Raw genomic sequence first — 13,803 nt, 5'->3', positions numbered from 1 at the left:
ATTGTACCTACACACACTCCAATCAACCAACTGACGTTGAAATTACGACATTACGTACTTACGGATCCTTTCCTCGAATAAACGCTATTCACATTTACCGGTTGGATTCCCACATGTCCGATGAACGTTACCGTTCCCGCACCTTTTCTTCTGTCGTTTGAAGGAAAAGTGGACATGCTTCGCTAACGTGGTCCATTGGACTATCCCCTTCCTTAGTTAGGGTATCCTCGCTACTCTCCGAATGCCGTACCATCTGTCCGGCTTGTCCTTCAAGTAAGCTTGTCCTTATATTAATCTATTGTTTTAATATTGTAAATATTCAGAATATTTGGTTATATGGGTTCTAGAGAGCCTAGCTTTACATTTTCTTAATAATCCTCGCGTATTCGTTGTTTTTGGATATCAACCATCAGTTGATCTTTTGCCCCACAAAGCAGGATAAAAAAAGCAAGGAAAAGGCGGCTACGCAGAGGCAAGAATTCCGTGCTAAACCCAGATGACATGAGGCTCACTCCTGTGAGCTATAAAAAACGCTTAACGAATTTGTAGCCTGTCTCATGAAAGCCAAGAGGCTCGCGGTCTGCATGTAATTCTTTATGTTTCTCGGAACCTGAGATCCACCACATCCCTGTGCAGTCGTGCTTCTGCGTTAGTTGCTCGGCATAGCTTTTCAATTTATCTGCAGCTGCTGGGAGGTTGTTGGCCTCGTCGCCTGAAATTACAGAGATTTCACTGTATTTAAAAATGGTGTCTGCGCTATGCCGAACGCGAAAGCCCAAAGTTCCCAGAATCTGATTCTTTTCCTCATATACATAAAGGGATTCATTGGGATTTTCCCGCATAAAATGCAGCCTGTTCTCAATGTGCAAAGGGGATATCGTTTTCCCGGTGCGTTCTGAAATAAAGGAGCTAATTTCTTTGGTATCTTGGGATGTAGCTTCACGAATGATATAAGTCATAAATAAATAGCCTTCTTTCTTGTGTCCTATGTTTCTGTAATTATACCATATATTGGAATATGAGTTCTAGATTTTGTTAACGTAAAAAAGCCTCATCTGCTTGAAAGCAAATGAGGTTCTATAGAAATGTTACGGTGCGTAATCACCGTTATAGTTAACAAGGGAGACATCATGAATACCTGGCAACTCCGAAAGTTCATTGACAAAAAAAGTATTATCGGTTTTTAACTTGATTTCTACAGTCATTTCCGTAATGCCTTTACGCACTGTTTTGGAGCGGAGAACACCTTTGAGTTTGGCAACCTGAACTTTAACTGCATCATAAGCCTCGTCTGTATAGTGGATGACCAGCAGGTACGTAGAGTTTTTAATTTTTTTGCGAGAGAGCAAGAGGATCGTTGCACCTACAATAATGGAGCCAAAAATAGCAACGGGCAGCATACCAGCTCCTGCAGCAATACCGGCAAAGATGGACCAATACATAAACATAATGTCCACGGGGTCTTTCACGGCTGTACGGAAACGCACGATACTCAGCGCGCCTACCATCCCTAGAGACAAGACGATATTTGTACTGATAGTAATAATGATTAAAGATGTAATCATCGTCATAATTACGAAGGTAATATTGTAGCTATGGCTGTACACAACACCACGAAATGATTTTTTGTAAATATAGTAAATAAACAAACCTATGAAAAGGGAAATCAAAAGAGTCCAGAATAAATCTACATAAGAAATGGCGGTGAAAGAGTCAAGCTTAAGCATGCTCTTCTTGATAAGATCTCGTGCTCCAAATGTTTCATCTAAATCGTTCATAATAAAACCTTTCCCTTCTTTACGCTAATGGCTGTAGTAGAGTTTTGCTATTTCTCGACAAATGACATATTTCGAAATGGCCGATCGTTGATGTGAGGTAATCTGTAAGGCGCGTCGAACAAATTCAGGTAAAAACTCATTATATTTGACTTCCATAACCAGAATAGGTTTCTGAAAGGCGTCCATCGTAACCAGCTCAGGGTCGAATAAATCCAGAGAGCTTACATTTCCTCTAAGATCTTTATCAAAGGTCACTCGAACCTCGCTTAAATCTAGCTTATAAGCTTCTCGTTTATAATCAACAATGGATTTTGGCACCAAACGATGCAGTTTAATTTGTTGATGGAAATCTTTCAGAAGGGGATGGTCTAAATGTTCTAAAAAGTCGCTATCACCGACTAGCAATCGGTTGGTTTGTTCCCTTGTAAGCGGTGCGGACTCTTTATTAATTAAATCCCCGAACTTTCGTTTGCGCTCCAAATGGATAACGGCATCGCTTTTGTTATAAATTCGAATACGATACTTGTTTCTTAACAAAACCCCGCTATTTTTATGCATAAGCGCGGAATCATAGACGTCATCATAATAGAGACTGCGAATTTCATAGCCATCATCGTCAATAGAGTGAGGATCTTTCTCTAGTACGGAAGAGATTCTATGGCGTAAAGCAACATATTCATGATAATGAATATAAAATTTAAGCTCATGGCGTAGCTTCATATTTCCTCTTTGAATGATTGCACCTCCAATAACCGTTAATCCTGTTGATTTAAACCATATTTCAGCATCTGCTCTTCTGTTAAATGGAACTCATCCTGAAGCTGCTTGCGCATATAGGATGGACGTTCTTTGGCGAACTTCCTCAAGCCATCCACATTCGTTTCCCACTCCGCCATGCTTCCACCCCATTTGTCCAAATGCCGCCCCATCTCTGGTTTCATTTGATTGTAGATCGCATCAATGACAGAGATAACCCGATCGGATTGAAATGTTTGCTGTAAGTGAAAGGCGAAACGTGTTAGAAACTGCTCCCGGAATGTATCATTTTTGATAAGCTGTTGAAGTATTGCCGGTGAGAGGAGCAGGTCCTTCTCTTTACTTTTTTTCTTAGTCGTTAAGATGCGATGGAGAGAAGATGTGGCGGGATCCCCGAAGCTTTGATCCGAGTCATAGACAATCCATTTCCACTTGCTACCTTCCTCACTTGTTCGCCAATATCGAATGTTATGATCAGGCCAATCTACGTTAGCGATAATCGTTTCTGCAATGTGATAATCCATAAAGTTCATGACATCAAGTTGACTACTGACATAATTGTAGGCGTCAGTTTGTCTGAGATCATGGGTTTGAATGTAATTGATCAACGCCAAGTAAGTACTGTTGCTCCCGCGTTTAACGATGGCGTCGGATTCGAGAAGATCGATGTCCTTTTCATCTACATTGTGATGCGAGGCAAGGAAGGATTCGTCAATCTTCTCGCGTAGATCATGGATTCCCCAGTATTGGGCATTCAAGTAAACGACCACAGGCCGGTAGGCTTGGACATCTAATCCCGTGTCTTTCAATAATGTAGCTACTAACCCATCTCGGAAGTGTGTCTGACTAAAATCCTGACCAGAATTCCTTAGTACGATGGAACGCGGCGACAGGATATTCTGTCCGGGAAATAAAGGCGCATTTAGTTTCTGGCCGTCTTTCTTCCCGGTTGTCAGAGCTAATGCTTTCTGGGGAAGCGCCCTTGTATTGCCCCCAAATATTTCGGCAGAGAGGTCGCTTTCTAACTTCAGAGAACCACCACTTTCGAAAAATTCGAGATGGAGAGGGATCTTCCAGTCCTGCCAGAAGTTAGCCCCCTCATATGGCGATTTGGAGGAGGCCTTAGGGCCTTTTACATAAATCCCCTTTTCATTAGACCAGAGGTTGTCAGGGTTTGTTGAAAGTGAGAATACGGCTAAAGGATGTGTCTGTCCAATGAAATAGGAAGCCGTAACCAGAGGACTGGATGAACTGTCAGGCGAGTAAGCCTTAGCCTTGAGCACGGTCGTTTCTTTAATGGAAAGCGACTCCTTATAGACAGGAGAAGCTTTGGTTGGATCAGAACCATCAAGTGTGTATCGTATGACATCTTGCTTCCCTGAGGTCTCCAGAACCAGAGAGATCGCTTCTGCGTAAAACCCGCTGGGCAGGGAGATTCGCAATTTCGATGAAGCCACCGATAGCTCCTGCTGTGTGTTTTGCGGAGCGCTCGATGAATGGGGTACGACAGCAGCAGGAGAGAGCCACCAGTAAACGATCATGCCGGCTATGGCCAAACTCATAACAAGAACGAGCCATTTTATATGTAACTTGGTCATAAAATCCTCCTGCTGTAAGCATTTCTAATTAACAATGTATTCTAGCATTCCATAGTAGATGTTATTGGAAACATCTGTGTAATCATCAAATGGAATCTGAGTGTTTCCTTTGCTATCTTTGATACTTACCCGCCAATAATAAGTGCCTTTGGTTAATCCGCTAACTGCATGATGAACAATTTTTAGTCCGGGTTGCTCGGCTACTATTTTAGTAAACTGGGGATCCTTGCTGAGTTGAAAGTCATAGCTGAGTTCATCGCCTTGCAGATCGAAAGATTGATCCCAATAGAAGGTTGTTACATTATCTTTGATCTCTGGTACTCCAAGGAAGATCGGCATAGGATTTTCAAGAGATTTGTAGTAGTCCTTCTTTTTCAATTCAGGGACATTTACAAGTCGCTTATACTCGTTTTCAAAAAAACTGATACCACCAGCCGGCAACGTATTAATATCAGGTGCATTATTTACAAATTTGGTCACGATAGGGTGATAAGAGTTAAGGAAACTTTGCGTTCGTTCTTTTGTGATAATCTTGGATAATTCCTCAATTTTTTCATTTAGCTGCTTGACGTTGGCTGGATCTTTAAAAAATCTTCTTTGTAATAATGAATCCCAGTAATTAGCGATCCCGTTCCCCCAGCTAGCACGAAGTTTAGTCTCTTTGGGTCCTTGACCGTACCAATCCCAACCACCATCATAATCCCACGGCAAAAAATACCATGTTTCTGAGTTTGATGGACTATACAACATGTAGTTCTGATTAATGGTGTCTGTGTTATCAAGTAAGATATTCGTTGCCATCCACGTCAAAAAGTTATCCCGGTTAAAGTAGGTATCAACAATATCATTAATATTCTTGGAGGTATCGTTGACTTCATCCAGCATGTGCAAAAACTTGGTGTGATTTTCACTTGCATTGATTTTCAAAATCTTCTCAAATTCTGATTTATTGTATCTAGGATCATTAGCTTCTACCAGAACATCAGGATATCTTTGGAATAGGAAGTTATTTGCTTTATACAAGTTTCCGTTAGGGTCTAGGCCATGATACTTGAGGAAAGTCTTATCTGGCTGCTCAATATCGGTGTACAATCCGTAGTCAACGAATTCCTTGGCCGGAACGGTCGTCGTTAGATCTTTAACCTTCAATTGAACGAAATGGGTACGCAAACTCGACATATTCGGAATCAGCTTCAGATAGTCAAAACTTAGTTTATTGCGTACGCGTGACAACTCGAAAGCATGCTTATTGAGGTTTAGGATTTTATGCTCCTGCCATAAGCCGGCTTTATTGTTTAATTTGATTTTATACGATTTTTGATTTGCGGCGCGGGATGTATTTCCTCGAATCTCGAGCGTTGCATTCGCTGTTTTCTCATTGAAGCCAATTCCACCCTTTACAGGGCCAGTCTCGTCGCCTTCTTGGATGATAACCTCAACTTGTGGATCGGCTTCATTATCAGGCATTCGGCCGCTTGTGTTATTCATCTCACTAAAAGAAAAGACGGGTTTATTTTTGGAAGAACCGCTCTTCAAGATGGTTACGTACATAATATGAAGGCCATCCGATTTATCCAGTTCATAGATAGCTCGGCTTTCTTTCAAATCAGGTGATTTAGAAGTAATGTGTGTAGGGCTATCATTTCCTGGTAGACCTTTGGCACTGTTCTCTTCACTTGTTGGCTTGCTTCCCAAGCAGCCTGTAACCAGTAGGGAAATGAGGATTAAGGTTATTGATAGCTTACTCCAGGTATATCGCATGACTATCTCCTATCAGTTATAAACGAATACGGTTCATAATTTTTTTGAAAATGGGTTGTTTCTCTTTGACGACCAAAGGTTGTGCACAATAGGTGTAATAATCAATGTTGTCAAGGATGTAAAGAAGTCTCATGATGGCTACCCCAACAGCAATAGCAGCAGAAATAAGAAGCCCTAACCCATGGTGCCCTGTCTGCATAATGATGGGTGTAGTAATTATGTTTGCTGCCAGAAAGAGTGACGAGGTAAGGATTGCCCCCTTCCGATCATCGAAATAAAGTAGAAGCAAGACAATTACATACATCAAGATATACAAACAATCACCTAGCACGAGAATATTAAAAGAGTCAATTTGCTCTGCGGTTTGGCCAATTTTCGGCAAAAGTTTAATCCCCACAGCCATAGCAAAGAGTGAGAAGAAGAGCTGAATTTGCATAATGAAACTTAGTTCCTGTAAAAGCACTTCGTTCATTTCTTTCTTGGCACGCGTGATATCTTGAATCGTGCCGGAGCCCAAAATAACGGCGTAATAGCTTCTGAATTTTTCGTAAAAGGATGTCTCTACGGAAACAACAAAGATAACCATTGTCGGTATGACCGATAAGAAGGCAAAGAAAACAGGAACATCGTAGGAGGGCGAGAACCTAAAAGTGTCACCCACGGTAATGCTCATGTGGCTTCCCCAGTAAATAAAGTTGTGCACATAAATGCCGAGTGTGGAAATGAAACCAATGGCAAAGACGGCAGGCAATTTCGTGATATACGTTAAAAAATGAAAATATCTTGTTCCGCCTTGGGGGAAATAACCTTCAATATGGGTCATCAATAAAATTAAGGTCGTAAGGAACCCTATATCCATGGCAGCGATGGTGGCCGAGGCATCTTTGATACCTAAGAATATAAGGAAGATAACTCCGCTTAAAATGGTAATAATAGCGCCGTATAAGAAACTTTTGACAATCCGGATATAGTCTTTCAACGCCGACACATAGACAGTTAATAACCAAATCACAATAAGTTCCATGAATAGTAAATATCCAGTGATTTTAAAGGCTAGAGAAAGTGGAGAACGGAATAAAAAGATAAATCCAACTATTCCTCCAACTAGCAGGCATATCGCCATTACGCCATACAATGAAGGCAGCAAGTCATCATATTTCTTCTCATATAAACGGTCGGCCACATAGCGTGAGAGCAGCATGACAAATCCGCTGGTAATCAGCAGCGAGAATACAAAAGCGTACTGCGAACCGGCTAAAAATAATTCTTTCTGAGCAAACGGCATTTCTACATAGCTTTGTAGTTTCTGCATGACAGCTACCATGACCATGCAAAGAAGCATAGGGCCAATGGTAACTAATGAGGAATAGGCGTAAGCCCGGATATTAGTAAAGAGACTTTTTTTCCGAAAGAGCTTTCTTAGTTCAAAACCGATCCCTGCCATATAAACTCCTTTCGTAATCGCTATAAATAGTCCGATAACCTTCGATGAACCGATCCCTGGAGTAGAGGGCGGATACTCTCCGCTTGCCATTCAGACCCATTTGCTCACGAAGTTGCTTATTCTGACATAATGAAATGATGGCTAAACCCAATTTCTCATAATGCATGACGGGCTCTACAATGCCTGCCGGGCCAAAATCATCCTGGTTGCCATAGAGCAACTCACGACAACTGCCTACGTCGGTTGTTACAAAGGGTTTGCTTGCTGCTAATCCTTCAAGCACAGCAAGAGGCTGGCCTTCACTTATACTGGTGAGAGCAAGAATATCCATCTTTCCGATATACTCCCGAACGTTAATACTGCCTGTAAATATGATGTCTTCCGTACCAAGCTCCTGTACAAGTTGCAAGCATTCCTCGTAATACTCTTCATCTTCATCTGTTGGCCCAAAGATATAGAATTTGGCATTCGGTATGGTGTGCTTGACGATAGCGAAGCTTTGAATCATCGTTTTGATATCTTTGATCGGGACAATTCGAACGATAGCGCCTATGGAGATCTCTTCGTCATTCTCTTTTTGCTGAAGGTAATCGTAGTCACTGGACTGAACACCATTAGGAATAATCGTAATTTTGTTACCATTGCAGCCGAGTTCTTCTTGAATTTCTTTGTTGCGATTGAATAATGAAATCACTTGATCCGTATAGGAATAGGCGCAGTTAGATAAGCTGTAGAAGTATTCGATCCATACGTCTTTGAAGTACCCCTTGACCCAGTCTGCTTTGATAATTTCTTCTTCCCGTTCTCGTGTGTAGATACCATGCTCGGTAAGCAAGAAGGGCTTATTATACAGATGCTTACCCAGGGAACCGAGAACACCGGCATAACCAGTTGCAACGCTATGGTAGAGATCCGCTTCCGGCATAGGGTTCCGAATTGTCAAAAACAAGGGGAGAATCATGGAACGCATTGTCCAGTACATCTCCGTAAATGGAATTTGGGAGTAACGCTGCTGACAGACTTCGTACATAATGTCGAAGAAATCTTTGCTAGTAAGAAATTCAGACACAGATTTAATCTGATTGCTAAGCAAAAAGGTAAACAGGTCTCCCCAGATGATTTTCTCGCCAGCTAAAAAGGAGTAAAGGGTTTCACGCTCACTTTTTGAAATCTTGTAGCGCTTCCCCCAGACTTCTTCTTCATTCAAAAAAGTATCCAAGAAGGTCTCACGAACTTCAATGACATTGTGAGGCAGCGTATATTTGAATTTCCCGCGTGATTTCTCTTCGGCTCCGATCACGTAAAGGATAAATTCATGCTCTGGCATATTCGTGATTAAGCTATGAATCCAACTGGAGACGCCACCCGTAATGTAAGGGTAGGACCCCTCAGCAAGAATACAAATTTTCATGACTGATCTCCCAACTCTATGGCAAAATGTGCTGCTTTAGCCTGCACAATGTACGTGTTAGTATCGATTAATGTAACCAGACAGTGATCTAATTTACCGATTTTACCTGTCGTGCGCAGGATATAATAGAGTTCACCGTGAAAGTTATTGACATATCCGTCGATCTTATTCTTATCCTTTTTGAAAACAACTTCGCTATTTAAGTAATCTTCGAAAGTTCTTCCGGCATCGGAGGCCGTCATAGCGCGTAACCAACCATATTTACTGTAAATGAGCTCCATGGTTTCATCGAATTCTTTGTATAATTGATCCCATGATTTATTTTGTGTTCTTGCCGGGTCCAATACATCGTCAGGATGGATAAAGTGAGAGAATACGCCGATGGATGTAATCGCATTGAAGATGTCCCAGTTCATGACTTGGTTATAATGATAGCCGGAAGAGACACGAGGGAGTTCAAGAATGCCATCATCGCTTTTTTTATATTCCTGAACATACGATTTATCGTAGGGATCTTCACTATAGAGAGAGGCGATAATTTTGAGATCTGGCAGCGATTTCTTTAATGCATCCCTTCCTTCCGCACTCAGGATATTGGATGGAGGCACATAGGTATTTATTTTGTACTTAGGATAAATATTAGAAAAATAGTTATTTGCTTCGGTAAGGGAAGCTTGCATATCTTCTTGAGACTCCCAAAGCTTGTAACCCTCTGAAAGGGAATTCTCCGTAGATTTAGAATAGGTGGCGACTAGAGACTGATGGTTATATCCATGCAAACCTAATTCACCGCCTAATTTCAGGAGTTCTCTCCCATAAATAATTAAATTTTCTTTTTCCTGTCCAACTGAAATATTGAAGGGCGGCTTAATGGTGTCATTATAATTCTCAATCAGAACACCTGTGTAGATAAGATCTCGATTTTTGGCGATTTTGATCATATCGGGCCACCAAATGTCGCGATAGAATCTCTGGTTGGTTCTCCCGTATTCCTTATAAATGTTGGTTGCTTTACCATCTCCGAAGGGAGCGGGAAAATCATCAATATAAGCGACTTTGGAATTAATAATCGGATAGATAAAGTTGTCATTGATTAAACTTAGAGCTCCTGCAACGAGCCCACGGCTAGTTTTTTCTTGGAGCGTAGAGCCGTTGTATACTATAAACTTCCCTTTGCCATACGTGTATTCCCAGATCAAAGGATTATTCTTATCGGTTACAGCATGGATTTTGCTATTGTTGTTAAGTTCAAAGAATACCATGGCATTTTCAATGAAATCCCCTTTGAATTCCATGCCCTTGGCTTTTATCAAAATATTGGATGTAATCTTAATTCCTTTCTCATTGACATAGGGACCAATGGAGTTGATGCCAAGCTTCCGGTAAATCGTATATAAACTATCGTCTACCAAAGGACTTTCGGCAAAAAATACGCGGCCCCCGTCGTTAACGTATGTCATTATGGCGTCCAAATTCTCGATTTTGGATAAATCCTGCAGGGCAATAATAATCGTTTCAAAGCCCTTGGTTTTGCCATCAAATAGCTTGGCTTCCACGTTTTGAGATTTCTTTTTCATATAATTAATTGTATAAGCAAGGTTACTTGCTAGTTTCGGACTGATTCCTTCTTCCTTGTCGAAAAGGATGAGGAAATTCTCGTTGTTGAGCTCATTGAATGCTTGTTGATCGAGACCATGAAGTGATGAAGCTGCTACCGTTGTTGAGGCATTCGTATTTGTAGTTAATTTGAACAAGAATTCCGAACGGACCGTTTCAATGGATATTCCTAGGACAACGATGATTAGGAACACGACAAGGGCCGTTCGTTTGAAATAATCAAAGGTTTTCATTACTTATACTCCTGACCAGAATCGGACGATATTTAAGGCTTGGTTGGACAAGCGAATGGGTGAGTTTTTCAAGCCGTTTAGGCTTTCTTGGAAACGCTCGTTGTTTCTTAATGTGTAATGTGTTTTCATCGAAACTAAATAAGGAGCTTCACTGTTAGGATGCGCTTGGTGGAAAGTTACACACATGCTTCGCGCTTTATCGACATTTCCGATTTCCAGATCACATTCGATCTTATCGACAAAATAGGACTCCTCTTCGGTATAAACGGACAACAGGCTCTCTAGCACTTGGGAATAGGTATGCTTGGTCTTAATAAGTGTCCGCTCATCCAAGAAACCGCTTGTCAGATAGCTCTTCAATACATTGACATAAGGAATCAATGTTTCTAAGTCCAATTTATTTTCTTCGTATTGAACTGCGAATTTCTGCTTAGTAAGCATCAGCTTGCGCTTGATTTCTAATACAGCTGTGGCTGCATAATGAGAGGTTTCCGTATCTTCATTTTCTAAAGCTTTTTGCAGAATACCAATGTATTCAATGGAATCATTTTTCAACGCATCGATCAGCATACGCCGCTTTGTCGAAGTGTCATTAAGCAGCAAAGCTTCTTCAATTGGAACAATATTAATTTCCTTTTTGACGTCGATCCTGTTGTATATGCCAAGTGATGAAGTTTGTGGAGAGATATCCTCATCGGAGAAGGAACTAAAAGCTTTTTGCGACTTTCTTCGCAATGTCAAGGAAGAGAAAGCAAGCATCAATGCTCCTGCAAAGGGCAGTAGAACCAGAATGGCAAGATGAGTTAACGCCCGCTCTTTGGTGTACTTCTTATAAAACTTCAGGATGTAGATACCAATGATTAGTAGATAAATGCCCAGAAGGATCAGTTCAAGCATAAAGTAGTTCCTCTTTCAGAATTATAGGAGTAATTCCTGATTTCGTTATGCGCTCCGTAACAATCGCAGCATCCTGCTGCTCAGAGTTCGATAGCAGGATATAGTAACGGCCGTCGGGCCCTTTCCCAATCACATCGGTCTCACGTAAAAAAGAGCTGACTTTAGTAGATAGTTCTTCCACTTGAATATCCGTATGAGGAATAACCAATAGCGTATATTCTATATTTTGTTTGATTTTCGTTTGTTTTTTACTGTCTAGAACCGTGAAGAAGGCCTCTTCCGTAAGTATTTCTGTTCCGTCTATGTAACGTTCACTTTGCGTAGCCTCCAGATAACGGTTGGCTTTGGATAAAGAGGCAGAGATTAGTTCTACAGCAACTTTAAAGAGATTTTGGTAGTATAAAGTGAAATTCTCAAAAGGCAGTTGATGCAGATTGACGACCGCAATGATACGATCATGATCCATAATTGGCGCTGATAGGACAGGAATATTTTGATCTAATGCTTTATTACTGTATAGGCTCTTGCTTTCAACTAACTGCTGCAGATGTGAAAAGTCGGCCACCTTCATCGATTTAGCCAGTTGCATCTCAGTTACTTTGGATTTGGCTGTAAGCCGTAAGAAATTGCCGTATTTATTAAAGGAATAGATGGAAATCGAGTTGGACTTCATAATTTGTTCCAATACGCTAATGGCTGAATTAAAGATTAACTCGGGTTCGAGACTATCTAATTCTTTGGTAATATTATAGATTTTGCCGAAGCTGTCTTCGGTATTCATGATCTGATTCTGCAGCTCTTCTTTGACAAGCCGAGTATCATTGTAGATTTCACTTAAGAATTCATTACGCTCTTCGCTTGCTACGACTTCAATTTTGGCCGTTTTGATTTCACTGTTTTTGCGATCTACCGTATACCCGACCACAATCCCAATAAAGAGATAAGCAGCTAAGGTAACCATACTTTGTGAGTCATAGATAAACGAGATCAAGTCGCGCCCGTTATAGAGGCTCATCCCAAGGAAGAGGAGAGAAGACAAGGCGAAGGAAATGATAGACTGCCTAGTGCCATAGAGCATACTGATCACAAGGATATAGATGAGTTTATAATCCAATTGATAGCTTTGCAGATCGGATTGTGTGCCGATCGTTAGAGCTGTTACAACACCAAAGGCAGCAAAGTTCTCGATGTAGGGTAGAGCAGGTTTCAGAGAAGTGAATAATTTGGATGAGGGTTTATCCTGTTTCTTTTGCTCCGGCTTTTTCTGCTGCGCTGCAAACCATTCATACGTCTTGGTTAACCCTTCTTTGAGGCTATACATGGGAACCCAATCGAGTTGACGTTTAACTTTGGTATTATCCAGGCTCGAGCGGTAAATATCGCCTTTGCGTGCTTCGCGGTACACCACGCCTTTGACCGGGTGAAGCTCTTGAAAGATGCCAAGCAGTTCGTTCACGCTTTTCTCCGTATTGGTGGATAAGTTAAGAACGTCCTTGTACTCGCTCTCTACTCCGCGATAGATAGCATCCGCGACATCTTCAACATAAATGAAATCACGCGTCTGATTCCCATCGCCAAAGACAAGAAGCTCCTGATCGTTGAACATGCGTTCTAAATAAATGGACACAACGCCGCCTTCACCAATGGTTCCCTGCCTAGGGCCATATACGTTAGAAAACCGGAAGCAAAGAGTATCGAGTCCATATAACTCAGTGAATTTTTTGCAATAGTATTCTCCGAGTAATTTATTCATCCCATAAGGTGAGAGTGGATTGCAAACCTCTTCTTCTTTGAGCGGTGTTTGTTCATTCATGCCATAAACGGCTGCGGAGGAGGCAAATATAAACTTTTTGACACCATACTTGGCCGAGAGATTGAGCATATTGTTTAAGCCGAGAATATTTGATTTGGCATCTAAATAAGGATTGTCCAAAGATGTGGCAACGTTGATTTGCGCAGCAAGATGAATCACTATATCGAATTTATGGCTATTGAATACTTCTGCGCATTTGGAACTTTCCACATTTAACGAATATAGTTTGTACGGGATATTGAGGTTGTCAGAATTTCCTGAGGATAGATTATCTATGATGTAAATTTGATGACCTTCTTTGTAGAAACGCTCTGCAACGTGGGATCCAATAAAGCCAAGACCTCCAGTGACTAAAACTCTCATTAAAAAAACACCTCGTGACTTCTAAATTTGATGTTGTAGACCTATATAGACATAGTTCTAAAAGACTATTCTATGTTGTTTTTTGTTGAAAAACAATAAATTTATGTAAACTTTGTTGAATCTTTATAAATT

The 13,803-nt window shown here is 41.0% G+C and carries 10 protein-coding genes; all 10 read right to left on the bottom strand.

Features of this window, described 5'->3' with window-relative positions:
- Window positions 1-521 precede the first annotated feature (521 nt).
- The 10 genes from LOZ80_RS30265 to LOZ80_RS30220 all read right to left on the bottom strand — a co-directional run bounded on the left by LOZ80_RS30265 (window position 522) and on the right by LOZ80_RS30220 (window position 13,671).
- Window positions 522-959, bottom strand: coding sequence for a GNAT family N-acetyltransferase (locus tag LOZ80_RS30265; protein WP_238168084.1), 438 nt, complete (start codon window positions 957-959; stop codon window positions 522-524).
- A gap of 129 nt (window positions 960-1,088) precedes the next feature.
- Window positions 1,089-1,778, bottom strand: a complete 690-nt coding sequence (locus LOZ80_RS30260) for a DUF4956 domain-containing protein (protein ID WP_238168083.1) — start codon at window positions 1,776-1,778, stop codon at window positions 1,089-1,091.
- A 24-nt stretch (window positions 1,779-1,802) separates the two neighbouring features.
- On the bottom strand, window positions 1,803-2,498 hold the full coding sequence (locus LOZ80_RS30255) for a polyphosphate polymerase domain-containing protein (protein ID WP_238168082.1): 696 nt from the start codon (window positions 2,496-2,498) through the stop codon (window positions 1,803-1,805).
- 35 nt (window positions 2,499-2,533) lie between these two features.
- The gene (locus LOZ80_RS30250) at window positions 2,534-4,132 is read right to left on the bottom strand and encodes a CotH kinase family protein (RefSeq protein ID WP_238168081.1); all 1,599 of its coding nucleotides are present in this window, start codon (window positions 4,130-4,132) and stop codon (window positions 2,534-2,536) included.
- A 24-nt stretch (window positions 4,133-4,156) separates the two neighbouring features.
- The gene (locus LOZ80_RS30245; RefSeq protein ID WP_238168080.1) at window positions 4,157-5,827 is read right to left on the bottom strand and encodes a CotH kinase family protein; all 1,671 of its coding nucleotides are present in this window, start codon (window positions 5,825-5,827) and stop codon (window positions 4,157-4,159) included.
- An 82-nt stretch (window positions 5,828-5,909) separates the two neighbouring features.
- On the bottom strand, window positions 5,910-7,337 hold the full coding sequence (pelG, locus tag LOZ80_RS30240; RefSeq protein WP_238168079.1) for an exopolysaccharide Pel transporter PelG: 1,428 nt from the start codon (window positions 7,335-7,337) through the stop codon (window positions 5,910-5,912).
- Window positions 7,318-8,748 (bottom strand): GT4 family glycosyltransferase PelF, encoded by a 1,431-nt coding sequence (gene pelF / locus LOZ80_RS30235; protein WP_238168078.1) that lies wholly within the window; start codon window positions 8,746-8,748, stop codon window positions 7,318-7,320. Before pelF ends, pelG begins: the two co-directional genes overlap by 20 nt.
- Window positions 8,745-10,598 (bottom strand): DUF2194 domain-containing protein, encoded by a 1,854-nt coding sequence (locus LOZ80_RS30230; RefSeq protein ID WP_238168077.1) that lies wholly within the window; start codon window positions 10,596-10,598, stop codon window positions 8,745-8,747. Before LOZ80_RS30230 ends, pelF begins: the two co-directional genes overlap by 4 nt.
- A 3-nt stretch (window positions 10,599-10,601) precedes the next feature.
- Window positions 10,602-11,495: a hypothetical protein gene (locus tag LOZ80_RS30225; RefSeq protein WP_238168076.1), complete on the bottom strand. Its 894-nt coding sequence runs from the start codon at window positions 11,493-11,495 to the stop codon at window positions 10,602-10,604.
- On the bottom strand, window positions 11,488-13,671 hold the full coding sequence (locus tag LOZ80_RS30220; RefSeq protein ID WP_238168075.1) for an NAD-dependent epimerase/dehydratase family protein: 2,184 nt from the start codon (window positions 13,669-13,671) through the stop codon (window positions 11,488-11,490). The genes LOZ80_RS30225 and LOZ80_RS30220 overlap by 8 nt, the downstream gene beginning before the upstream one ends.
- Between the last annotated feature and the right edge of the window lie 132 nt (window positions 13,672-13,803).

The sequence above is a fragment of the Paenibacillus sp. HWE-109 genome (genome assembly GCF_022163125.1).
GTDB lineage: Bacteria > Bacillota > Bacilli > Paenibacillales > NBRC-103111 > Paenibacillus_E.
Note: the sequence above shows the minus strand (reverse complement) of the source record. Positions and strands in the feature narration are given on the sequence as shown.